Raw genomic sequence first — 22,663 nt, 5'->3', positions numbered from 1 at the left:
CTGATGGCCAAGGACGGACCGGGCGGTGAGAAGACAGAGAAGCCGACACCGGAGAAGCTCAGGAAGGCCCGCAAGGACGGGCAGATCCCCAGGACCCAGGAGCTGGGCACCTGGCTGGGGACGGCGGCGGCCAGCGTGCTGCTGCCGATGCTGGTGGAGAAGGGCTTCGGCGAGGTCCAGACCCTGTTCGTCCAGATCGGTGCCATCGCCGGCAACCCGGAACCGGCCGCCATCTCGGCGCTGCTCGGGCAGGCGCTGAGCGTCTTCATGTTCGCCCTGCTGCCCACGGCGCTGGCCATGATGCTGATCGGCACGCTCTCCTCGGCGGCCCAGGGCGGCGTCACCTTCGCCACCAAGAGCATGAAGCCGACGCTGAAGAAGCTGAACCCCTTCCCCGGGATCAAGCGGATGTTCGGCACCCAGGGCCTGTGGGAGGCGGCCAAGGGGATCATCAAGACGGTCGCGCTGACCGTCGTCATCGTCGTGACCTCGGACCGGGCGCAGGAGCTGGTCGCCGCCTCCGGCGCCCTGCCGCTGTCGGAGGTGACCCGCACCTTCACCGACTCGGCGGTGCTGATGTTCCGGGTCGTCGGCATCACCGGCCTGGCCATCGCGGTCGCCGACTACGTCGTCGTCCGCAAGAAGATGATGAAGCAGCTCAAGATGAGCCACACCGAGATCAAGCAGGAGAACAAGCAGGCCGAGGGCGACCCGCACGTGAAGGCCCAGCGGCGGGCGACCCAGATGGCGATGTCGCGCAACCGGATGATGTCCGAGGTCGCCGACGCCGACGTGCTGCTGGTCAACCCCACGCACGTGGCGGTGGCGCTGAAGTACGACCCGCTCCGCGGCGCTCCCCGGGTGGTCGCCAAGGGGGCCGGCGAGGTGGCGGCGAAGCTGCGCGCGCGGGCCGAGGAGTGCCGGGTGCCGATGGTGCAGGACATCCCGCTGGCCCGGGCCCTGCACGGCTCCTGCGAGGTCGGCCAGGAGGTGCCCGCCCAGCTGTTCACCGCCGTCGCCCGGGTGCTCGCCTTCGTCATGCACCTGTCCGCCAAGGGGGTGCGCGGCGGCGTCCACCGCCCCGGCTTCGAGGCCCCGGCCGTCGAGGACCTGCCCAAGGCGGGCCGCCGCCGCCGCTGAGGAAGGACCCTCCTGACCCGTGGGTCACTCCCCCACCACCGCCGCGGGGCCGGTGGGGCCGGGTGTGACCAGCGGGGTCTGCGGGCTGCCCGCGTCCGGCCCAGCGGTACGGACCGTTCCCACGGCTGCCGAGAAGGTCGGTGAGGAGCGCACCGGCACCTCAGCGGCACAGGAACGAGGTCCCATGGGCAAGCTGGCCAAGGCGGCAGTACCCATCGGAGTCGTCGCCATCGTCCTCATGCTGGTGGTGCCGCTGCCCGCTGCGCTGATGGACCTGCTGATCGGCCTGAACCTGGCGATCTCGCTGCTGGTCCTGCTGGTCGCCATGCAGATCCGGCGGCCGCTGGACTTCGCCGTCTTCCCCTCGCTGCTCCTGGTCGCGACGCTGTTCCGGCTCTCGCTGAACGTGTCCTCGACCCGGCTGGTGCTCACCGACGGCTACGCCGGCAAGGTGATCGAGGCCTTCGGCCACATCGTCATCGGCGGCTCGCTGGTCGTCGGCATGGTCATCTTCATCATCCTGACCGTCGTGCAGTTCGTGGTGATCACCAACGGTGCCGGCCGCGTCGCCGAGGTCGGCGCCCGCTTCACCCTCGACGCGATGCCCGGCAAGCAGATGGCCATCGACGCGGACCTCAACGCCGGCCTGATCAACGAGGCGCAGGCGCGCAGGCGCCGCCACGAGGTCACCGCCGAGGCCGACTTCTACGGCTCGATGGACGGTGCGTCCAAGTTCGTCAAGGGCGACGCCATCGCCGGGATCATCGTGACCCTGGTGAACCTCATCGGTGGCTTCGCCATCGGGGTGATCCAGCGCGGGATGGCGCCGGCCGAGGCCGTGACGACGTTCTCGCTGCTGACCGTGGGCGACGGCCTGGTGTCGATGATCCCGGCCCTGCTGATGTCCACCGCCACCGGCATCATCGTGACCCGGTCGGCCACCGACGGCGACATGGGCAGCGACCTGATGGCCCAGCTCGGCCGGTTCAAGATGCCGGTGCGCATCGCCGGCGGCGCCTCCCTCGGCCTGTGCCTGATCCCCGGCCTGCCGAAGCTCCCCTTCCTGCTCGTCGGTGGCCTCTTCCTCGTCCTCGCCGCACGCATGACCGAGGAGCCCGAGGTCGACGAGGACGCCGAGGCCGCGGCCGCGGCACAGGGCGCAGCCGAGCCGCAGCCGGACTCCCCCGAGGCGATCGCCGACCGGATGCGGGTCGACCCGCTGGAGCTCGAGGTCGCCTTCGACCTCGTCGAGCTGGTCGACACCGCCCGCGGCGGCGACCTGCTGGACCGCGTCAAGGCGCTGCGCCGCAAGGTCGCCATGGAGACCGGCCTGGTCATCCCGCTGGTCCGCACCCGCGACAACCTCGACCTGCCCGCCTCGCAGTACGTCATCTGGCTCAACGGCGTCCCGGCGGCCAAGGGCTCCTCGCCCGCCGGCACCGTGCTGGCGATCGGCGACCACCTCGACGGGCTGCCCGGCAAGGCCACCCGCGAGCCGGTCTTCGGGCTGGCCGCCAAGTGGGTGCCCGCCGAGCTGCAGCGGCAGGCCGAGATGGCCGGCGCCACGGTGGTCGACCGCTCCTCGGTCATCACCACGCACCTGGCCGAGGTCGTCCGGCAGAACGCCTCCGCCCTGCTGGGCCGCGAGGACGTCAAGGTGCTGGTGGAGATGGTCCGCCGCTCGCACCCCGCCGTCGCCGACGAGCTCACCCCCGCACTGCTGAGCCTCGGGCAGGTGCAGCAGGTGCTCCAGGCGCTGCTGGAGGAGAACGTCTCCATCCGCGACCTGGTGCGCATCTTCGAGGCGCTGTCGCTGCGGGCGAAGGTCTCCACCGACCTCGACGGCCTGGTCGAGGCCGTGCGCAACGCGCTGGGTGCGGCGATCAGTCACCCCTACGTCACCGAGGACGAGCGGCTGCACGTGATCACCCTGGACCCCTCGTTCGAGCAGCGGCTCCTGGAGTCGGTGCGGCAGACCGAGGGCGGTCAGGTGCTGGCCCTGGACGGCCACACCGTCGACGTCCTGGTCCGTGGCTGCACCGACCTCCTCGAGGACGCCGAACGGCTCAACCTCTCCCCCGTGCTGGTCTGCTCCCCGCAGGTCCGCGCCGCACTGTCCCGCCTGGTCCGCCAGGTCCTGCCCCGGTTGTCGGTCATCTCCTACAACGAGGTGTCCCGCACAGCACAGATCGAGTCCCTGGGAGTGGTGAGCGGTGCCTACGCAGTCCGTTGAGGCCGCCACGCGTGACGAGGCCATCGCCGCCGCGCGTGAGCAGTTCGGGCCCTCGGCCCGCGTCGTCGGGGTGCGCCGCATCCGTTCCGGCGGGATGTTCGGCTTCTTCACCAACGAGCGGTTCATCGCCGAGGTGGAGGTCCCCAAGGCCACGGACGCCGGTGCAGCCGCCGCGTCCGCCGTGCCCCAGGACGCCGCCCGCACCCCCCGCCCGGCCGCCGCGCCGTCCCTGGACGACCGGATGGCCGAGCTCGCCGAGCTCCTCGGTGCGGCCGCCCCGCAGACACCAGAGGTTGCGCTGTACGACCGGGCCGGCGCCACCGCCGCCCCGGCCGAGCCGGCCCGCCGCCCGGTGACCGCCCGCGCCCTCGCCGCCGACCGGATCGCCGCCGACCGGGTCGCCAGCCCGGCGCGGGCCGTCGCCGCCGCCCGCGCCGCCACCCCCGAGTGGGTCGACGAGTGGATCGACGAGCCGGCACCGGTCCGGTCCGCGCCCCGCTCCCCGGGGCGGACCGCCGCCGCTGCAGCCGCTGCCGGCCGGCGTGGTGCCGCCGCGCCCAAGCCGTTCGCTCCCGCCAAGGCGACCCTGATGCTGTCGGCGGAGGAGCTGCGGGCCCAGCGCCCGGCGGCCGAGCCGGCCGTCGAGGAGCCCGTGCGTCCCTCCCCGTTCGCCGCTGCGCTGACCCGGATGGTGGCCTCCAGCCCGGTCCAGGCCGCCGCGGAGGTGGCTGCGGAGGTGGCCGCCGCTGAGGCCGCCGAGGAGTCCGCCGCCCTCGCGGAGGCCGCCGCCGTCGAGGCGGCCGCTGCCGAGGCAGCCCGCACCGCCGCCGCCCGGGTCGAGGCAGCCGCCGCCGAGGCCGCACGTCAGCAGGCCCGGGCCGCTGCAGCGGAGTCGGCCCGCGTCGAGTCCGCCCGTGTCGAGTCCGCCCGTGTCGAAGCCGCCCGCACCGAGGCCGCCCGGACCCGCGCCGCCGCGGAGGCCGCCGCGGCCGCTGCCGTCGCGGCGGAGGCCGCCCAGGTGCAGGCCGAGGCCGAGGAGGCCGCCCGTCTCGAGGCCGCCCGTCTCGAGGCCGCGCGTCTCGAGGCCGCGCGTTTCGAGGCCGCGCGTCTTGAGGCCGCTCGCATCGAAGCTGCCCGCGTGGAGGCTGCCCGGCTGGAGGCCGCCCGTGTCGAGGCCGCCCGTGTCGAGGCCGCCCGTGTCGAGGCCGAGCGTCTCGAGGCCGAGCGCCTCGAGGCCGCGCGGTTGCAGGCCGAGGCGGAGGCCGCCGAGGCCGCCCGCATCGAAGCTGCCCGTGTCGAGGCCGCCCGGCTGGAGGCTGCCCGGGTGGAGGCCGCTCGGCTCAAGGCAGAGCGCGTCGAGGCCGAGCGTCTCGAGGCTGCGCGGCTGCAGGCCGAGGCGGAGGCCGCCGAGGCCGCCCGCATCGAGGCCGCCCGGCTCGAGGCCGTGCGTCTTGAGGCGGCCCGGCTCGAGGCCGAGCGTCTCGAGGCCGCTCGGCTGCAGGCCGAGCTGGAGGCTGCCGAGGCCGCCCGCCGCCAGGCCGAGGCGCAGGCCGCTGAGGCCGCTCGCGCGGAGGCCGTCCGCATCGAGGCCGCCCGGCTGCAGGCCGAGGCGGAGGCCGCCGAGGCCGCCCGCGCCGAGGCTGCCCGGCTCCAGGCCGAGGCGGCCGTCGAGGCAGCTCGCCGTCAGGCCGAGCTCGAGGCCGTCCGGATCGAGGCAGCGCGCATCGAAGCCGCGCGCATCGAGGCGACGCGCATCGAGGCGGCGCGCATCGAAGCCGCCCGCGCCGAGGCTGCCCGCCTCGAGGCCGCCCACCGTGAGGCCGTGCGCGTCGAGGCCGCCCGGCTGCAGGCCGAGGCCGAAGCTGCCGAGGCCGTCCGCATCGACGCCGTCCGCATCGAGGCCGCGCGTGTCGAGGCTGCCCGCATCGAGGCTGCGCGTGCCGCGGCTGTCCGGGCGGAGGTGGCCGCGCTGGTCGCGCCCGTCAAGGTGGACGTGCCGGCGCTGTCGATGGTCGAGTCGGTGCGCACCGCCGACGAGGAGCTCGCCGACCTGCTCGAGGAGGTGCTGGCGGCCAACGGTTCCGGCCGCGGGCGTCACCGCTTCCCCGACGCCCTGGCCGAGGACCGCGTCCGCGACGTCCCCGAGCCGTGGGCCTGCGACACCACCGCGCCCAGCGCCTACGACACCGGTTCCCACCGGGTCGCCGCCCAGCGCGGCACCGCTTACGCCAGCGACGCCCGTGTCGCCCAGCGCGCCGCCCAGGTGGCCGCCGCCCAGACCATGGTCGTGGACGCCGTCGTCGTCGACGAGTCCCCGGCCGAGGAGGTCCGCCACATGGACGCACGCACGCCCGAGCAGCAGCGGTCCGCCGTCCCGGTGACGCTGGCCCGTACCGCCAGCGACCCGGCACCGCTGCCCCTCGACGCGACCACGGCCTTCCCGGCGCTGTCCCTCATGCCGCAGGCGCTCGGCGGGTCGGGCCGCCCGGCGCTGCTGGGGCGTCCCGGCGTGCCCCCGGTGCGCCGCGGCCGGCCCCCGGTGCCGGCCACCACGCGGCCCGCGGTGACCGCCCGTCCGCACCAGGCGACCGCCCCGGTGTCCATCGCCCCGGCGTCCCGTCCGGCGACGGCCCTGCCCTCCGCGGAGGAGACCGGGACCACGCTGGCCACCGTCACCCGGCTGGTCCCGGCGCCGTCCACCGCGCTGGCCCCCTTCGCGATGACCGGCCCGGAAGAGCTCGAGCTCCAGCTGCTGACCCTCGGCGTCCCCGACGTCATGCTCGGCCCGGACTTCTCCGCCGACGCCGCCACCCGCGGCGTCTACGCGGCCCTGACCCGGACGCTGACCGAGCACCTGGCCCCCGCGCCCTACGTGGTGGCCGAGCCCGGCGACGTGATCATGGTCGTCGGCCCGGGCGCGGAGACCTTCGCCGCGGCCCGCTCGCTGGCCCTGTCGCTGCGCCTGGAGCCCGAGGACGTGCAGTGGGCCGCCGCCGGCGCGCTGGCCGGCATGGCGCAGAGCACCAGCCGCATCACCTCGCTGGAGACCGCCCTCGAGCGCCGCCGCACCGCCACGAGCGACACCGTCACCATCGTCGCCGTCGATGCCCCGCTGCGGACCTCGGGCGGCCCGTGGCTGGAGCACATGCTCTCGGTGTGGGCACCGGCCACCGTCTGGGCGGTCATGGACTCCACCCGCAAGCCCGAGGACCTCGTGCCGTGGCTGGACGCGCTCCCCCGCGTCGACGCCGTGATCGTGCAGGACACCGACGCCACCGCCGACCCGGCCTCCGTGCTCGGTCACGTGGACGTGCCGGTCGCGCTGGTCGACGGCGCCCGCGCCACCGCCCACCGCTGGGCCTCCCTGCTGTGCGAGCGCCTGGAGGAGATGGGCGCATGATCAGCCCGTTCCGGTGGGACGTCGTGATGACCGGCTTCGTGCTGGCCGTCCCGGTCCTCCTGCTGGCACTGCGCGGCGACTTCAGCGCCGACGACGTCCTGACCCGGCTGCCGTGGTGCCTGGCCGCCGGCTGGGCGGTGGTGGCGCTGCTGCGCTGGGCCAGCACCCCGCCGCCCCCGGTCAGGCCCAGCCGCACGGGCACCCACCCCGCCACCGCCCCCGCAGACGGCGAACCCGCCCCCACCGCCTGATCCACAGCCGCTCTGCCGGGCACCGGTGTCCGCCGGCCGCACTGCACGGTCTTCTTCCCCGTTGCCCGCGCTGCAGCACGTGCACCGCGCGCGAACGGCGAGCAATGAGCCGGTCCACAGCGCGGCCCGCCGTCCACAGACCGTCGTCCCCCGGCCCGCCGCACCGGTCGCCGGGTGAGGCTGCGGCGGTGAGTCCCTCTGCCGAGCCCCCGTTCCTCGTCCTGCGCCGCCAGGCCCTCGACGCCGGTCTGGTCGACGACGAGATACGCCGACGGCGTAGGCGAGGCGAGTGGTCGGTGCTGCAACGCGGGGCCTATCTGGTCGGGCCAGCCCAGCCCGGCCCGAGGCTCCAGCACCAACTGATGGTCCGCGCGACCCTGGCCGGGCTCCGGGTGCCTGCTGTGGTCAGTCACGTGTCGGCCGCTGTCCTGCACGACCTGCCGCTGTGGGGGCTGCCGCTCCGCCAGGTGCACGTGACCCGGCAGCCACCGGCCCGCAGCGGTGACGAGGGCAGGCTCCGGTCACACGTCGCTCGTCTGGCACCCGAGGACGTCGTCCTGGTCGACGGGACCGCGGTCACCAGCGTCGCCCGGACGGTCCTGGACATCGCCCGAGCGGTCCCCTTCCCGGCCGCCCTGGCCGTCGCGGACGCAGCCCTGGCACGCGATCTGACGTCGCCCGAGGAGCTGCGCGCCGCACTCGATGCCGGGGCCGGCACCCGTGGCAGCCGGTCGGCACGCCGGGTGGTGCTGGCTGCTGACCGCAGGAGCGAGAGCGTGGGCGAGAGCCGCAGCCGTGCGCTCATGCTGGACGCCGGTCTGCCACTCCCGGACCTGCAGGTGGAGGTCCGGCGGCCCGACGGGACGCTGATCGGCCGGTGCGACTTCGGCTGGCGGGAGCACGACGTCGTCGGGGAGTTCGACGGGCGGGTCAAGTACGGGCGCCTGCTAAGCCCCGGCCAGCATCCCGGGGATGCCGTGTTCGAGGAGAAGCGCCGAGAGGACGCCCTCCGGGACGAGGGACGTGGCGTGGTCCGCTGGGTGTGGGCGGAGCTCGCCACACCGGGCGCCCTGATCGCCCGGTGGACCCGCGCCCTCGATCGCGCTCGCTGACCCGCACTGCACGCTCTTCGGTCGCTGTGCACGGGCTGCACCACGTGCACAGCGACCGGAGTGCGTGCAACGTGGTCAGAGCGGGAGGTCCTCCAGCATCTCCGTCACCAGGGCGGCGATCGGGGAGCGCTCGGAGCGGGTGAGGGTGACGTGGGCGAACAGGGGGTGTCCCTTCAGCGCCTCGATCACGGCGGTCACGCCGTCGTGGCGGCCGACGCGGAGGTTGTCCCGCTGGGCGACGTCGTGGGTGAGGACGACGCGGGAGTTGGTGCCCAGCCGCGACAGCACGGTCAGCAGCACCCCGCGCTCGAGCGACTGCGCCTCGTCGACGATCACGAACGAGTCGTGCAGCGACCGGCCGCGGATGTGGGTCAGCGGCAGCACCTCGATCAGCCCGCGGGCGATGATCTCCTCCAGCACGGCGGCGGACACCAGCGCGCCGAGGGTGTCGAAGACCGCCTGCGCCCAAGGCGCCATCTTCTCCTCGCCACCGCCGGGCAGGTAACCCAGCTCCTGCCCGCCGACGGCGTACAGCGGCCGGAAGATGACGACCTTCTTGTGCGCCCGGCGCTCCATCACCGACTCCAGTCCGGCGCACAGCGCGAGCGCGGACTTGCCGGTGCCGGCGCGCCCGCCCATCGACACGATGCCGATCTCGGGGTCCAGCAGCAGGTCCAGGGCGATCCGCTGCTCGGCCGAGCGGCCGTGCAGCCCGAAGGCGTCGCGGTCACCGCGCACCAGCCGCACCGACTTGTCCGGGGCCACCCGCCCCAAGGCGGAACCGCGGCCGCTCATCAGCACCAGCCCGGTGTGGGTGGGCAGCTCGGCGGCGGCCGGGACGTGCGCCGTCCCGTGCTCGTAGAGGGCCTGGATCTCCTCCTCCGCCAGCCCCAGCTCGGCCATCCCGGTCCAGCCGGCGTCGACGGCGCCCAGCGCCCGGTACTCGTCGGTCTCCAGGCCCAGGGCGGCGGCCTTGACCCGCAGCGGCACGTCCTTGGTGACCAGGCAGACGTCCTTGCCGTCCGCGCGGAGGTTGAGCGCCACGACCATGATCCGGCTGTCGTTGCTGTCGTTGCGGAAGCCGGCGGGCAGCACCGACGCGTCGCTGTGGTTGAGCTCGACGTGCAGCGTGCTGCCGGCGTCACCGACCGGGACGGGGGCGTCGAGCCGGCCGTGCAGGACCCGCAGGTCGTCGAGGGCGCGCAGCGTCTGCCGGGCGAACCACCCGAGTTCGGGGTGGTCGCGCTTGGCCTCCAGCTCGCTGATGACCACCAGGGGCAGCACCACGTCGTGCCCCTCGAAGCGCAGCAGCGCGCCCGGGTCGGAGAGCAGGACGGAGGTGTCGAGGACGAACGTGCGGCGAGTGGTCACGAGTCGACTCCCGTGGGGCGCACGGCGCGCCCCGGCTCGAGGGTGGCCGGGTCCCGGCGCTGGGGCCGGGACGCGGCCCCCTTGGTGAACAACCTGAGTCGCACCAACCGGGCCTCCCGTGGACGACGAGGTGAGCTCGTCCTCCACCGCGGACGCTAGGCCCTGCCACCGACAGGAGCACCCCGTTGACACGCGAACGTGTGACGCGAGGGCGTCAGTTCGTCAGCTGGACTCCTGCCGGAAACGTCGGACGCCGAACCACCACCCGGCCACGCCCATCGCCACCGTCAGCCCGAGGCCCCACCACACGGTGCCGCTGGAGTAGTCGCCGTCGAACAACGACCGGGTGCCCTCCACGACGTGCTTGAGCGGGTTCACGTCGCTGACCGCCTGCAGCCAGCCCGGGGCCAGCGTCATCGGCAACAGGATGCCCGACAGCAGCAGCACCGGCAGGACGACGGCGTTGAGCAGCGGGGCGAACGCGTCCTCGCTCTTCAGCGTCAGGGCCAGCGCGTAGGACACCGACGCGAACGCCGCGCCCAGCAGGCCGATGACCACCAGCGTGAGGACGACGCCGACCAGCGGCGCCCGCAGCCCCAGCGGGATGGCGACCAGCACCAACAGCGTGCCCTGCACCAGCAGGACGACGACGTCGCGCAGCACCCGCCCGAGCAGCAGCGCGGTGCGGCTGGCCGGGGTGACCCGCTGGCTCTCGATGACGCCGGCCCGGTACTCGGCGATCAGGCCGAACCCGACGAACAGCGCCCCGAAGATGCCCAGCTGCACGAGGATGCCGGGGACGAACACCTGGTAGGCGTTGGAGCCGCCCAGCTGCCCGGACAGCGGCTCCAGCAGCGGGCCGAACAGCAGGATGTAGAGGACAGGCTGCATCAGGCTGATCACCAGCCAGGCCGGGTTGCGCAGCGACATCCGCATGGCCCGGGCGAAGACGGTGTAGGTGTCGCGGGCCAGGTTGCTGGTCGCCAGCGCACTCGTGGTGGTGCCGGTCATCGCGCGGTCTCCAGCTGCTCGGCGGGGCGGGCGGGCGCGGACTCCTCGCGCAGGGACCGGCCGGTGAGGCCGAGGAACACGTCGTCCAGGCTGGGCCGCCGGCTCTCGATGCCGGCCACCGCGACCCCGGCGGCGTCCAGCTCGCGCACCAGCGCGACCAGCGCAGCGCCGCCGTGCGGTGCCCGGCCGACCACCCGGGTGTCGGTGACCTGCGGGGCCTCCGCACCCGGCAGGGCCGCCATCAGCGCAGCCACCTGGGCCGCCTGCTCGGCGCGCTCGACGGTCACGGTCAGCACGTCACCGCCGACGTCGGACTTCAGCTCGTCCGGCGTACCGCTGGCGACGATGGAGCCCGCGTCGATGACCAGGATCCGGTCGCAGAGCGCGTCGGCCTCGTCGAGGTAGTGGGTGGTGAGGAAGACCGTCGTCCCGCGCTCCTCGCGCAGGCCGCGGATGTGCTGCCACAGGTTCGCCCGGGCCTGCGGGTCCAGCCCGGTCGTGGGCTCGTCGAGGAAGACCAGGCCGGGCACGTGCACCAGCCCCAGCGCGATGTCCAGCCGCCGCCGCTGCCCACCGGACATCGTCTTGGGCTGGCGCTCCCAGAGGCCGTCGAGGTCCAGGTCGCGGAACAGCTGCTGGCCCCGCGTGGTGGCCTCGGCGGTGCTGATGCCGTAGAGCCGGGCGTGGTCGACGACCTCCTCCCCGGCGCGCGCCTCGGGTGCGGTCGACCCGCTCTGGGAGACGTAGCCGATCCGGCGGCGCACCCCGACCGGGTCGCCGATCAGGTCGCAGCCGGCCACCGTCGCGGTGCCCGAGGTGGGGGCGAGCAGGGTGGTGAGCATCCGCAGGGTGGTGGTCTTGCCGGCGCCGTTGGGGCCGAGGAAGCCGACGATCTCCCCAGCCTCGACGTCGAGGTCCACCCCGGCGACGGCGTGCACCTCCTGCTTCTTCTTGCGGAAGGTGCGGGCCAGGCCGCGGGCGTGGATCACGCCGCGCAGTGTCCACCCGGGCACCGACGGAAGTCGACCGTGTTCAGCCGTCCCGGCGTGGCCGGAGCGCGACCGCCGCCCAGACCACCGGCACGAACAGCACCGGCCACATCAGGGACGCGTCCCCGACCCACAGCAGCCCGATGAGGAGGAAGAGCAGCAGCCAGCCCGCCGTCCACAGGCCCAGCGTGCGCCGCTCCCCCGCCGTCCGGCGCGTCACCCGGCCGCGAGCTCGGCGCCGACCCCGGCCGGGGTCAGCGGCTCGTCGAGCAGGCGCAGGAACCGGTCGGCCACCGGCTGCCCGGCCGGCCGGGCGGCCAGCCACGCGGCGAGCAGGTCGTAGCCCTCGACGTAGGTGGAGATGTAGGCCCGCCACAGCGGGTCGGTGAGGAAGCGCAGCTGCTGCACCGCCCGGTCGTGGCTGACCAGGCCCCAGCGCTGCAGGTGGGCGGTGACCACGTCGGGGTCGGCGTGCCGGTCGTGCAGCAGGATCGCGGCGTCCTGGCGGACCCGGTTCAGCGGGGCCGCGGCGGCGGCGATCCGCTCGGCCAGGTGCCCGTCGAGGCGCAGGCCCAGGTCGCCGAGCACCTCGGCGGCCCACGGGCCCCAGCCCTCGCCGATCGCGGCCTCGACGCCCAGGTCGGCCAGCCCCTCGGCCATCAGGCACTCGGGGGTGTTGACCAGGAAGACGGTGTGCTCGACGTGGTGCTGGCGCTCGACCAGGCCCATCTCCTTGCGGCAGTGCTCGGTGTGGTGGCCGGGGTAGGCCTCGTGGGCGACCAGGTGCGGCAGCTGGCTCAGCCGGTGCGGCAGGTCGGCGTTGATCGCCACCCGCGAGTGGAAGTCGCCCTCGTAGTAGTTGAAGCCCGACCACGGCTTGTCGGTGACCACCTCGTAGGTCACCGTCTCGGCCTCGGGCAGCCCGTACTGCGCCCGGACCCGGTCCCGCAGCGCCGAGGACAGCGCGTGCACCGCCGTCCCCAGCTTCGCCGGCGGGCACTCCTCGCGCCGGCGGTGCACCGCGTAGCGCTCGGACAGGGTGCCGCTGCCGGGCAGCAACTGCTCCAGCTCGGCGTGCGCGGCGGCGTACTCGGCCGGGTCGCCGAGGGTGACCCGCACCTGGAAGTAGGCCTCGACCTCGTCGATGAAGCCGACCGGCTCCCCGCCCAGCTTGCGGGCCGAGCACTCCAGGCCGGTCAGCTGCCCGCGCAGGAACGCCGTGCGCCCGGCCGGCAGGGCCGCGGAGTCGAGCTCGGCCAGCAGCCCGCGGGCCTGGTCGCGCAGCTGCGGCGCGGTGGGCGCCGGCTCGTCGGCCACCCGGGCCCGCACCCGCGGGTCACCGGTGTAGGCGTCGACGAACCCGGGCTCGAGCCGGTCGAAGCGCAGCCCCAGCCGCACGTACTCCAGGGGGACGTCGACCGCACCGGCTGCCATGCCTGCAGTCTCCCAGCCGGTCGGGCCGGGCCCGGGCAGGGCCCTCAGCTGCCGAAGCGGCGGTGCCGGGCGGCGTAGGCCCGCAGGGCGCGCAGGAAGTCGACCCGGCGGAACTCCGGCCAGTAGACGTCGGTGAAGTAGAACTCCGAGTGCGCGGTCTGCCAGGTCAGGAAGCCCGACAGCCGCTGCTCGCCGCTGGTGCGGATCACCAGGTCGGGGTCGGGCTGGCCGCGGGTGTAGAGGTGCTCGGCGATGTGCTCGACGTCCAGCACCTCGATCAGCTCCGGCAGCGTCGTCCCGCGCTCGACGTGCTCGGCCAGCAGCGAGCGGACGGCGTCGGCGATCTCGCGCCGCCCGCCGTAGCCGACCGCGAGGTTGACCGTGGCGCCGGGCCGGTCGCGGGTGTCGTGCTCGGCCTGGGTCAGGACGGCGACGGTCTCCGGCGGCAGCAGCTCCAGGGCGCCGACCGCGCGCAGGTGCCAGCGCCGTGCGGAGCCGGCGAGGTCCTGCGCGACGCCCTCGATGATCCGCAGCAGCGGGGTGAGCTCGGGCTCGGGGCGGGTGAGGTTGTCGGTGGAGAGCAGGAAGAGGGTGACCACCTCGACCCCGGCCTCGTCGCACCAGGTGAGCAGGTCGGCGATCTTGTCCGCGCCGCGGCGGTGTCCCTCGCTGACGTCCTCCAGGCCGATCGCCTTGGCCCAGCGGCGGTTGCCGTCGATGATCACGCCCACGTGCCGCGGCGTGTCGGCGCCCACCAGACCGCGGGCCAGCCGGTGCTCGTAGACGACCGTGAGCGCGTCCCGGATCTCCTGGCGCAGCCCCACGTGGTCACAGTAGGTCCCCGGCGCCCGGACGGCTGGCGGCGGCCCGGCGCGGCTCCCGGCGACCTCACAGGGCGCTCGGGGTGACGGCACCCAGCGCGCTGCCTAACCTCGGGTCATGACCTCCTCCTCAGACAGCGGGGACGACGTCCGGGTCACCGCTGACGGCGCCGAGCTCGAGGCACCGCTCGGCCAGGCGCTGACCGCCGTCCGCGAGGAGGGCGAGCGGGTCGAGGGCGTCACCCACCAGGGCGACCACCTGCTCACCGACTACGGCGACGCCGACTACGACCACCCCGACACCCGGCCGCGGATGCGCGGCTGGCTGCACCTGTTCGCCTTCTTCGGCGCGATCGTCGCCGGGGCGGTGCTCATCCCGCTCGCGTTCGTCCAGGGCGCGCGGGCCGGGTGGCCGGTGGCCCTCTACTGCCTGACCATCCTCGGGCTCTTCGGCGTCAGCGCCACCTACCACCGGCGGCGGTGGTCACCGCGCGGCTGGAAGCTGATGAAACGCGCCGACCACTCGATGATCTTCCTGTTCATCGCCGGCACGTACACGCCCTTCGCCTTCCTGGCGGTCCCCGAGCCGACCGGCTGGTGGCTGCTCGCCGCGGTCTGGACCGGTGCCGCCCTCGGTGTGGCGCTCAAGGTGGTCTGGCCGCACGCCCCGCGCTGGCTCGGGGTGCCGATCTACCTGGTCCTGGGCTGGGCGGCGGTGTTCGTGCTGGTCGACATCGTGCGTCTGGTGGGCGTCACGGCGATGGTGCTGCTGGCCGTCGGCGGCGTGCTCTACAGCATCGGTGCGGTCGCCTACGCGATGAAGCGCCCCAACCCGTGGCCGGGCACGTTCGGCTACCACGAGGTCTTCCACGCGATGACCATCGTGGCCGCCACCTGCCACTACATCGCCGTCTACTTCACGCTCTACAACTCGCCCTTCGTCTGAACGACCCGGTAGCGCTCGACCAGCTCGTCGTAGCCGGCCCAGGCCGGCGGGCCCTGCGCGCCGGCCAGGTGCGCTCCGAGGTGCTCCAGATGCCGGTGCCAGCCGGCCGCGTAGGCGACCGGGTCCTCGAGACCGGTGTGCCGCAGGGCGAGCCGGGTCCCGGCGGCCGTCGGGGCGAGCGCGACGGCCAGGCGGCTGGGCTGCTCGCCGGGGAACTCCCAGGTCAGCTCCAGCCGGCGGCCCGGTGCCCAGGTCACCACCGTGTGCTCCGACGTCGTCGTCCCGTCGTGCCGGACGGCGAACCGGTCACCGGCCCGCTGCGGCCCCGGCTCGAGGCGGCCCAGCCAGGCGGCGGCCCGGTCGGGCTCCACCAGCGCGGCCCAGACGTCGTCGACGGGGGCGGCGAGGGTCAGGCCGTGGTCGACGCCCTCGGCACCGACACGACCCAGCACCCCCGCGATCCGCACGGCGCGATCCTGCCCTGATCAGGTGAAGGGCGGGCGGTGGTCCAGGCGCAGGGAGGCGCGGCCGGCCAGCCGCCAGGCGCGGGCGACGACGTCCCGGTCGGACTCGGTGACCAGGTTGCCCATCACCCGCAGCGCGACGGTCATCAGCACCTTCGACCGCATGCCCACCGGGCCGGCCGCCGGGAGCAGCCGCGGCACGGTGAGCAGCCCGGCCAGCCGGCGGGCGATGGAGAACGCCTCGCCGTAGTGCCGGCGCAGGGTCGCCGGCCAGGCCTGCGACCAGTCGTCCTCGCCGAACAGCCCGACCACCTCGCGGCCGGTCTCCAGGCCGTAGTCGATGCCCTCGCCGTTGAGCGGGTTGACGCACCCGGCGGCGTCGCCGACCAGCGCCCAGTTGCGCCCGGCCACCCCGGACACGGCCCCGCCCATCGGCAGCAGCGCGGACGCCGGGGCCCGCACCGCGCCCTCGATCTGCCACTCCTGGCGCCGCTGGTCGGTGTAGAGCTCCAGCAGGCTGCGCAGCCGCACCTCGGCCGGGCGCTTCCCGGTGGCCAGCGTGCCGACCCCGACGTTCACCTCGCCTGCCGCGGCGCCCAGCGGGAAGACCCAGCCGTAGCCCGACAGCAGCTCCCCCTCGGCGCCGCGGAGCTCCAGGTGGGAGGAGATCCACTCGTCGTCGCTGCGGCCGCTGGTCACGTAGCCGCGGGCGGCGACGCCGTAGGCGGTGTCCTGGTGCCACTCCCGGCCCAGCACCCTGCCCAGCGGCGAGCGGACGCCGTCGGCCACGACCAGCTTCCGGCAGCGCACCGTCGTCGTCGTGTCGTCGGGACGGCGGAACACCACCGCGGACACCCGGTCGCCCTCGCGCTCGACGTCCACGGCCCGGGCGCCCTCCAGCGGCGCGGCCCCGGAGTCCAGCGCGACCTGCCGGATGCGGGCGTCGAGCTGCGTCCGCGGCACCGCGCCACCGTGGTCGGGCAGCGCACCGCCGGGCCAGGGCAGCAGCAGCTCCTGGCCGAAGCCGGACGCGCGCAGGCCCCGGTTGCGGGCGTGCCCGCGGACCCAGTCGCCGAGCCCCAGCAGGTCCAGCTCGGCGATCGCCCGCGGGGTCAGCCCGTCGCCGCAGGTCTTGTCCCGGGGGAACACGGCGGCGTCGGCCAGGACGACGTCGGCGCCGTCCCGGGCGGCCCAGGCCGCGGCCGCGGAGCCGGCCGGACCGGCACCGACCACGAGCACGTCGGTGTCGGTCGGGTCTGCGGTCTCAGGCACGCGGTCCAGTGTCCCCTGCCCGGCGACGGGCCCGGCGGACCGTCAGCGGGGCCCGCGGGCGCGGACCTCCTCGACGTGGGCCATGGCCTCGCGCAGCTCGGTCAGCCAGTCGTCGCTGTGCTCACCGACCAGCCGGACGGCCCAGACCAGCGCCTCCGACCGGGACCGGGCGACCCCGGCGTCGACCAGGGTGTCCAGGACCATCCGCTCGGGCTGGCGCAGCCGGGTCATCACCGGCACCGACAGGGTGGTGAACACCTCGCGGACGTCGCCACAGGTGGCGCCCCAGGCGACCGACCGGCCGTAGCGGGCCTGGGCGGCGTCGGCGATCTCCATCCGCTGGCCGCGGGTCTGCTCGCGGAAGCGGGCGATGCGGCCGGCGCGGGCGGCGGTCGGGTCGCCGTCGCCGGCGTCGGGCTCGGGGACGGCGCCGACGACGGTGATCTCGTCGCGGTCGATGCTCAGCTCGACCGGTCCGGTGAACCACCCGTCGGGCAGCCGGCCGGCGAACCAGCCGGCGACCTCGGCGCGCTCGACCGGCGGCGGGGCGTCGGCGGACCGGCCACGGGCCCGGCCACGACCGGGGAAGCCCTCGGGCGGGAAACGGTGGTGTGCGTGCACGGGTTCCTCCTCAGGGATGCGGACGACCCGACTGTAATCATGTAATCAGCCGCTGCACCCTCCCGCCGTTGCGCTCTGAGCGGACCGCCGCCCACGGCGCCGCGGCCACCCCGGACGGTGGCGCTGGACAACGACGACGAGAAGTGACCAACGGGCACGCGCGAGTTCGGCGGTCGCTGTGTCCCTCGGGATCTGGTGCCGACCGGCGTGTCGCAGGACGCTCTCTGTGGCGCACATCACACCAGGAGGTCCGCCATGAACCGTCCCCGTCCCCTGTCCCGTCTCCTGCTCGTCCTCGCCGTGAGCGCGGGGTCCGTGCTGGGCCTCACCGGCCCGGCCACGGCCGCCGCCTCCTACTGCGGCATCACCTGGGGCTCGACCCCCGAGAGAGACGCCGGCACCTCGGCCGGCGTCGCCGTGACCGGTGTCCGCGCCGGCCAGCACGCCTGCTTCGACCGTCTGGTGGTCGACCTCCGCGGCCGCCCGCTCGGCGGGTACGACGTCCGCTACGTCCCGGTCGTGCACCGGGACGGCTCGGGCACGCCGGTGCCCGTCCTCGGCGGCGCCGCGCTGCAGGTCGTGGTGCACGCACCGGCGTACGACGCGGCCGGCCGGCCGACCGTGCGCGTGGCCGACGAGCGCTCGGTCGTGCCGGTGACCGGCTACCGCACGCTCCGCCAGGTGGCCTGGGCGGGGAGCTTCGAGGGCTACACCACCCTCGCCGTCGGGACCCGCGCGACACTGCCCTTCCGGGTGTCCGTGCTCCCCGGCGCCGCCGGTGACCGACTGGTCATCGACGTGGCGCACCGCTGGTAGGCCGCAGGGCGCGGCCGGCCGTCAGCCCCGGGGCTGCGGCCGGCCGTCGTCCCCGGGGCGCGGCGGCTCGATGGCCAGCGGTGCCCGGCGCAGGGTGTCCAGCAGCTCCTGCCCCGGCTGCGGGACCTGCCGCGGCTGCGGGCCGTCGATCAGCTCCGCGGGGCTGTCGGGCACCGAGACCGGCTGGTCGGCCGGGTCGAAGCTGACCGGGACCTTCTTGATGTGCCGGCCCATCGACCGGCCCAGGAACAGCACAACGATGAGCAGCAGGACCATCATCAGCAGCCCCAGCGGGCCGGCCTTGCCGACGTCCTCGGGCACCTGCTGCTGGGCGGCGGCCAGGACCGTCCACGCCTCGGTCACGAGACGCGCTCGGAGGTGCGGACGCCGGCGAACAGGTCGTCCTCGGGCGTCGAGGCGTCGACCACCGAGCGCACCAGCTCGTAGTCCTCGGTCGGCCAGGTCTGGGTCTGCAGGTCCAGCGGCACGGAGAACCAGCGCCCGGTCGGGTCGATCTGCGTGGCGTGGGCGATCAGCGCGGCGTCCCGCACCGGGAAGTACTCGGCGCACGGCACCCGCGTGGTCACCCGGTGGGAGATGTCGTTGGCCGGGTCCCAGTTGGCCAGCCACTCCGTGTACGGCGACTCACCGCCGGTGGCCAGCACCGCCTCGTGCAGCGCCTTCGTGCGCGGGAGGGTGAAGCCCATCTGGTAGTAGACCTTGCTGACCTGCCACGGCTCGCCCAGGTCGGGGTACCGGTCGGGGTCGGCGGCGGCCTCGAAGGCGTACATCGAGACCTCGTGGGTCTTGATGTGGTCGGGGTGCGGGTAGCCACCGCGCTCGTCGTAGGTGGTCATCACCTGCGGCTTGAAGCGGCGGATCAGCTCGACCAGCGGCGCGGCGGCCTCCTCGAGGGGCACCAGCGCGAAGCAGCCCTCCGGCAGCGGCGGCAGCGGGTCGCCCTCAGGCAGGCCGGAGTCGACGAAGCCGAGGAACTCCTGCTCGACGCCGAGGATCTCGCGGGCGCGGTCCATCTCCGCGGCGCGGATCTCGGTCATCCGCTCCCACACCTCGGGGCGGTCCATCGCCGGGTTGAGCACCGAGCCACGCTCACCACCGGTGCAGGTGGCCACCAGGACGCGGGCGCCCTCGGCGACGTACTTGGCCATGGTCGCGGCGCCCTTGCTCGACTCGTCGTCGGGGTGGGCGTGCACCGCGAGCAGGCGCAACTGGTCCGGTTCGGTCACGATCTCTCCTCGCTGCGCCCGTCGGGCCCGTGCCCGACGATGCCGTGCTGCTGGCCTCCCATCATCCCCCTCCCCCGGGCCCTCCGGCCGGGCACCCGGGCCTCCCCTGGTGTGCCCCGCGCCACGTCGGCGTCCTGTGGACGGCTGCACACGGCCACCTGCCGGTGTTAGGTTGCCCGGATTGACCAGAGAGGACCCCCGTCGCCGGGGGTCGCCTCATGAGCACCGGGAGTCATCCGTGGGATCCCCCACCGACCAGCAGGACCAGGGCGTCTGGTTGACCCAGGAGGCCCATGACCGGCTGCGGGCCGAGCTCGACCAGCTGATCGCAAACCGCCCGGCCATGGCCAAGGAGATCAACGACCGCCGCGAGGAGGGCGACCTCAAGGAGAACGGCGGCTACCACGCGGCGCGCGAGGAGCAGGGCAAGGCCGAGGGCCGCATCCGCCAGCTCACCGACCTGCTGCGCAAGGCCCAGGTCGGCGCCGCGCCCACCGAGGCCACCAACGCCGCGCTCGGCACGGTCATCACCATCGCCTTCGACGGCGACGAGGACGACACCGAGAAGTTCCTGCTGGGCTCGCGCGAGATCGCCGGCACGACCGACCTCACCGTCTACTCCCCCGAGTCGGCCCTGGGCGCGGCCATCATCGGTGCCGCGCCGGACGAGACGGTCACCTACACCGCGCCCAACGGCAAGACGATCTCGGTCAAGGTCCTGGCCGTCGAGCCGTTCGTCCCCTGAGCGAGCGCGTGACCAGCACGGTGGACGGCGGGCGGGCCCGCGGGCGGCGGGCGGAGAACACCGACTTCGTCTGCGGGCACTGCTCGACGCTGGTGCCGGCCAACACCGACGGCCACTACCGCAACCACTGCCCGTGGTGCCTGTGGTCGCTGCACGTCGACGAGCTGCCCGGGGACCGGGCCAGCGAGTGCCGGCAGCTGATGGAGCCGATCGGCCTGGTGGAGAAGTCGGGCAAGGGCTGGCAGGTGGTGCACCGCTGCACCGCCTGCGGCCACCGCCAGCCCAACCGCCTGGTGCGGGACGGCGCCGCGCCCGACGACCTGGACCTGGTGCTCGAGCTCCCCTGGCTCTGAGGCCCCCGGGCGCCGGGCCGGCTCCGTAGGCTGCGCGTCGTGTCGAGGCGCCTGACGACCCTGCTGGTCCCGCTGCTCGTGCTCACGGCGGCGGGCGCGAGCGGCTGCTCCTACCGGGAGCGCGTCTGCAGTTCCGGCGAGCACCCGGTGCGCACCGTGGACCCCTCGGACTCCGGTCTCGCCTGCGCGCCGGACGGCGAGCAGCCCCCGCCCGGTTACGAGGACTTCCCGGCCGGCGAGGCGCCGGAGTACGTCGACGACATGTACTGACCCCTCCCCGCAGGCGGTCCTGCCCGGGCGCAGGTGGGACGGCGGTGGGCTCCGCGGACGTCGTCCGCGGAGCCCACCCACGTCAGGCCGGGGTGAGGCCGCGGCGGCGGAGCAGCGGGCCGGTGTCGGCGTCCCGGCCGCGCACGGCGCGGAAGGCGCCCAGCGGGTCGACCGAGCCGCCACGGGACAGCAGCCGGCCGCGGAAGACGTCGCCGTTCTCCCGGCGCAGCCCGCCGTTCTCCTTGAACCACTCCACGGTGTCGGCGTCGAGCACCTCCGACCAGATGTAGGAGTAGTAGCCGGCCGAGTAGCCGCCGGCGAAGACGTGCTGGAAGTACGTCGTCCGGTAGCGCGGGGGCACCAGGTCGAAGGCGACGCCGGCGTCGGCGAGCGCCCGGGCCTCGAACGCCTGCGCGTCGGTGACCTCGGTGTCGGGGGTGAGCCGGTGCCAGGCCTGGTCCAGCAGCGTGGCGCCCAGGTACTCGACGGTGGCGAAGCCCTCGCCCCACAGCGCGGCGGCCTCCATCGCGTCGACGGCGTCCTGGGCGAGCGGCTCGCCGGTCTCCACGTGCCGGGCGTAGTGCGAGAGCACCTCCGGCCACAGCGCCCACATCTCGTTGACCTGGCTCGGGTACTCCACGAAGTCCCGCGGCACGCTGGTGCCGGAGAACCGCGGGTAGGTGACGGCGGAGAAGAGCCCGTGCAGCGCGTGTCCGAACTCGTGGAAGAGGGTGGTGACCTCGTCCATGGTCAGCAGCGTGGGCTGACCGGCCGCGGCCCGGGTGACGTTGAGGCAGTTGAAGACGACCGGGCGGGTGCCCAGCAGCTCCGACTGGTCGACGAAGGAGCTCATCCAGGCCCCGCCGCGCTTGCCGTCGCGGGCGAAGAAGTCGCCGAGGTAGAGCCCGACCGCTGCACCGTCGGCGCCGAAGACCTCCCAGACCCGGACGTCGGGGTGGTAGCCCTGCAGGTCCGGGCGCGGGGTGAACGTGCAGCCGTAGAGCAGCTCGGCGGCACGGAACACACCGTCGACGAGCACCCGGTCCAGCTCGAACCACGGGCGCAGGGCACCGCTGTCGACGGCGTAGCGCTCGGCGCGCACCCGCTCGGAGTAGTACGCCCAGTCCCAGGCGGCCAGCTCGACGCCGTCGGCGGCGGCGAGCTCGGCGAGCACCTCGGCCTCGGCGCGCGCGTTGGCCATCGCCGGGGTGACCAGTGCACCGAGCAGCTCGTCGACGGCGGCCGACGTGCGGGCGGTCTGGTCGGCGGCGATCAGGTCGGCGTGGGTGTCGAAGCCCAGCAGCCGGGCGCGGACGGCGCGCAGGTGGGCCATCTCCGCGGCGATCGGCCCGTTGTCGTGCTCACCGGCCGAGGCGCGGGTCAGCGAGGCCTCGTGCAGCCGGTGTCGCAGCTCCCGGTCGCGCAGCTTGGCCATCGCCGGCTGACCCGAGGGCAGCACCAGGGTGAGCAGGAAGCCCTCCTGCCCGCGCTCGGTGGCCGCCCCGGCCGCGGCCTCGACCTCGGCCGGGCTCAGACCGTCGAGCTGGGCGGCGTCGGTGACCAGCACCGCGGCGGCCTCGGTGGCCACGACCAGGTTCTGCCCGAAGGTGGTCGACAGCTCCGACAGCCGCTGGTTGAGCTCGCGGAGCTGCTCGCGCCCGGCGTCGTCGAGTCCGGCCCCGGCGAGCACGAAGTCCAGGTGGTACCGCTCGACCAGGCGCAGCTGCTCGTCGTCCAGCCCCGCCTCGTGCCGGCCGGCGTGCACGGCGTCGATCCGGGCGAACAGCGCCGGGTCCAGCCGCAGCGCGTCGGAGTGCGCGGCCGACAGCGGCGCCACCTCGCGCTCGATCCCGCGCAGCTCGTCGCTGGACATCGACGAGGAGAGGTTCCAGAAGACGGCCTCGGCCCGGCCCAGCAGCGCACCGGAGCGCTCGAGGGCGACCACGGTGTTGTCGAAGGTGGGCGCGGCCGGGTCGGCGAGCAGCGCGGCGACCTCGGCCCGCTGGGCCGCCATCCCGGCCACCAGCGCCTCGCGGCAGTGCTCGAGGGTGATGTCGGCGAAGGGCGGCAGCTCGTAGGGCAGCGTCGAGGGGGCCGCGAACGGGTTGGCCGGGGACAGGGTCTCGGGTGCCGGCGTCGCAGCCGGTTCAGCGGTGCTCATCGTCCC

At 74.6% G+C, this 22,663-nt stretch carries 22 protein-coding genes; 10 read left to right on the top strand and 12 right to left on the bottom strand.

Annotated features, from left to right (window positions below; translation table 11 throughout):
* The first annotated feature begins 3 nt into the window (after window positions 1-3).
* The 5 genes from O2W14_RS15605 to O2W14_RS15585 all read left to right on the top strand — a co-directional run bounded on the left by O2W14_RS15605 (window position 4) and on the right by O2W14_RS15585 (window position 8,136).
* Window positions 4-1,140, top strand: a complete 1,137-nt coding sequence (locus O2W14_RS15605) for an EscU/YscU/HrcU family type III secretion system export apparatus switch protein (protein ID WP_269177027.1) — start codon at window positions 4-6, stop codon at window positions 1,138-1,140.
* A 184-nt stretch (window positions 1,141-1,324) separates the two neighbouring features.
* Entirely contained in the window at window positions 1,325-3,373 is a 2,049-nt protein-coding gene (flhA, locus tag O2W14_RS15600; RefSeq protein WP_269177026.1) for a flagellar biosynthesis protein FlhA, read from the top strand.
* Window positions 3,354-6,773 (top strand): hypothetical protein, encoded by a 3,420-nt coding sequence (locus O2W14_RS15595; RefSeq protein ID WP_269177025.1) that lies wholly within the window; start codon window positions 3,354-3,356, stop codon window positions 6,771-6,773. The genes flhA and O2W14_RS15595 overlap by 20 nt, the downstream gene beginning before the upstream one ends.
* Window positions 6,770-7,024, top strand: coding sequence for a hypothetical protein (locus O2W14_RS15590; protein ID WP_269177024.1), 255 nt, complete (start codon window positions 6,770-6,772; stop codon window positions 7,022-7,024). The genes O2W14_RS15595 and O2W14_RS15590 overlap by 4 nt, the downstream gene beginning before the upstream one ends.
* 413 nt (window positions 7,025-7,437) lie before the next feature.
* On the top strand, window positions 7,438-8,136 hold the full coding sequence (locus O2W14_RS15585; RefSeq protein ID WP_269177023.1) for a hypothetical protein: 699 nt from the start codon (window positions 7,438-7,440) through the stop codon (window positions 8,134-8,136).
* A 75-nt stretch (window positions 8,137-8,211) separates the two neighbouring features.
* On the opposite strand, the gene O2W14_RS15580 is transcribed toward O2W14_RS15585, so the two are convergent.
* The 6 genes from O2W14_RS15580 to O2W14_RS15555 all read right to left on the bottom strand — a co-directional run bounded on the left by O2W14_RS15580 (window position 8,212) and on the right by O2W14_RS15555 (window position 13,765).
* Window positions 8,212-9,507 (bottom strand): PhoH family protein, encoded by a 1,296-nt coding sequence (locus O2W14_RS15580; protein ID WP_269177022.1) that lies wholly within the window; start codon window positions 9,505-9,507, stop codon window positions 8,212-8,214.
* Between the two features lie 222 nt (window positions 9,508-9,729).
* The gene (locus O2W14_RS15575) at window positions 9,730-10,518 is read right to left on the bottom strand and encodes an ABC transporter permease (RefSeq protein WP_269177021.1); all 789 of its coding nucleotides are present in this window, start codon (window positions 10,516-10,518) and stop codon (window positions 9,730-9,732) included.
* Window positions 10,515-11,507, bottom strand: coding sequence for an ATP-binding cassette domain-containing protein (locus O2W14_RS15570; RefSeq protein WP_269177020.1), 993 nt, complete (start codon window positions 11,505-11,507; stop codon window positions 10,515-10,517). The genes O2W14_RS15575 and O2W14_RS15570 overlap by 4 nt, the downstream gene beginning before the upstream one ends.
* A gap of 43 nt (window positions 11,508-11,550) precedes the next feature.
* Window positions 11,551-11,727, bottom strand: coding sequence for a hypothetical protein (locus O2W14_RS15565; RefSeq protein ID WP_269177019.1), 177 nt, complete (start codon window positions 11,725-11,727; stop codon window positions 11,551-11,553).
* On the bottom strand, window positions 11,724-12,941 hold the full coding sequence (locus O2W14_RS15560) for a DUF885 domain-containing protein (RefSeq protein ID WP_269177018.1): 1,218 nt from the start codon (window positions 12,939-12,941) through the stop codon (window positions 11,724-11,726). Before O2W14_RS15560 ends, O2W14_RS15565 begins: the two co-directional genes overlap by 4 nt.
* A 44-nt stretch (window positions 12,942-12,985) precedes the next feature.
* A complete protein-coding gene (locus O2W14_RS15555; protein ID WP_269177017.1) occupies window positions 12,986-13,765 on the bottom strand; it encodes an isoprenyl transferase in 780 nt (259 codons plus the stop codon).
* 115 nt (window positions 13,766-13,880) lie between these two features.
* Here O2W14_RS15555 and trhA point away from each other — a divergent pair, with 115 nt between their 5' ends.
* Window positions 13,881-14,708, top strand: coding sequence for a PAQR family membrane homeostasis protein TrhA (trhA, locus tag O2W14_RS15550; protein WP_269177016.1), 828 nt, complete (start codon window positions 13,881-13,883; stop codon window positions 14,706-14,708).
* Here trhA and O2W14_RS15545 read toward each other — a convergent pair.
* From O2W14_RS15545 to O2W14_RS15535, 3 genes are read right to left on the bottom strand one after another with little or no spacing between them, the layout of a single operon-like run.
* Window positions 14,687-15,175: an SRPBCC domain-containing protein gene (locus tag O2W14_RS15545; protein ID WP_269177015.1), complete on the bottom strand. Its 489-nt coding sequence runs from the start codon at window positions 15,173-15,175 to the stop codon at window positions 14,687-14,689. The two genes, trhA and O2W14_RS15545, sit on opposite strands and share 22 nt — an antisense overlap.
* An 18-nt stretch (window positions 15,176-15,193) precedes the next feature.
* A complete protein-coding gene (locus O2W14_RS15540) occupies window positions 15,194-16,444 on the bottom strand; it encodes a geranylgeranyl reductase family protein (protein WP_269177014.1) in 1,251 nt (416 codons plus the stop codon).
* 42 nt (window positions 16,445-16,486) lie between these two features.
* Entirely contained in the window at window positions 16,487-17,065 is a 579-nt protein-coding gene (locus tag O2W14_RS15535) for a hypothetical protein (RefSeq protein ID WP_163611445.1), read from the bottom strand.
* Between the two features lie 255 nt (window positions 17,066-17,320).
* On the opposite strand from O2W14_RS15535, the gene O2W14_RS15530 reads away from it, so the two are divergent.
* The gene (locus tag O2W14_RS15530) at window positions 17,321-17,881 is read left to right on the top strand and encodes an AMIN-like domain-containing (lipo)protein (RefSeq protein WP_269177013.1); all 561 of its coding nucleotides are present in this window, start codon (window positions 17,321-17,323) and stop codon (window positions 17,879-17,881) included.
* A gap of 21 nt (window positions 17,882-17,902) precedes the next feature.
* On the opposite strand, the gene O2W14_RS15525 is transcribed toward O2W14_RS15530, so the two are convergent.
* Window positions 17,903-18,244 (bottom strand): hypothetical protein, encoded by a 342-nt coding sequence (locus tag O2W14_RS15525; protein ID WP_269177012.1) that lies wholly within the window; start codon window positions 18,242-18,244, stop codon window positions 17,903-17,905.
* Window positions 18,241-19,128 carry a mycothiol conjugate amidase Mca gene (gene mca, locus O2W14_RS15520; protein WP_269177011.1) on the bottom strand — a complete coding sequence of 296 codons (888 nt, stop codon included), beginning with the start codon at window positions 19,126-19,128 and terminating at the stop codon, window positions 18,241-18,243. The genes O2W14_RS15525 and mca overlap by 4 nt, the downstream gene beginning before the upstream one ends.
* 238 nt (window positions 19,129-19,366) lie before the next feature.
* Here mca and greA point away from each other — a divergent pair, with 238 nt between their 5' ends.
* Genes greA through O2W14_RS15505 form a run of 3 tightly spaced genes read left to right on the top strand, consistent with a single transcriptional unit; the run spans window position 19,367 to window position 20,496 of the window.
* Window positions 19,367-19,873, top strand: coding sequence for a transcription elongation factor GreA (gene greA / locus O2W14_RS15515; protein ID WP_269177010.1), 507 nt, complete (start codon window positions 19,367-19,369; stop codon window positions 19,871-19,873).
* A gap of 8 nt (window positions 19,874-19,881) precedes the next feature.
* On the top strand, window positions 19,882-20,226 hold the full coding sequence (locus tag O2W14_RS15510; RefSeq protein WP_269177009.1) for an RNHCP domain-containing protein: 345 nt from the start codon (window positions 19,882-19,884) through the stop codon (window positions 20,224-20,226).
* 39 nt (window positions 20,227-20,265) lie between these two features.
* Window positions 20,266-20,496, top strand: a complete 231-nt coding sequence (locus O2W14_RS15505) for a hypothetical protein (RefSeq protein WP_269177008.1) — start codon at window positions 20,266-20,268, stop codon at window positions 20,494-20,496.
* Window positions 20,497-20,578: 82 nt separating this feature from the next.
* Here O2W14_RS15505 and O2W14_RS15500 read toward each other — a convergent pair whose 3' ends face one another.
* The gene (locus O2W14_RS15500; RefSeq protein WP_269177007.1) at window positions 20,579-22,657 is read right to left on the bottom strand and encodes a M3 family metallopeptidase; all 2,079 of its coding nucleotides are present in this window, start codon (window positions 22,655-22,657) and stop codon (window positions 20,579-20,581) included.
* Window positions 22,658-22,663: the final 6 nt, after the last annotated feature.

Origin of the sequence: Modestobacter sp. VKM Ac-2986, assembly GCF_026967795.1 — a bacterium.
In the GTDB taxonomy this organism is placed as follows: domain Bacteria; phylum Actinomycetota; class Actinomycetes; order Mycobacteriales; family Geodermatophilaceae; genus Modestobacter.
Note: the sequence above shows the minus strand (reverse complement) of the source record. Positions and strands in the feature narration are given on the sequence as shown.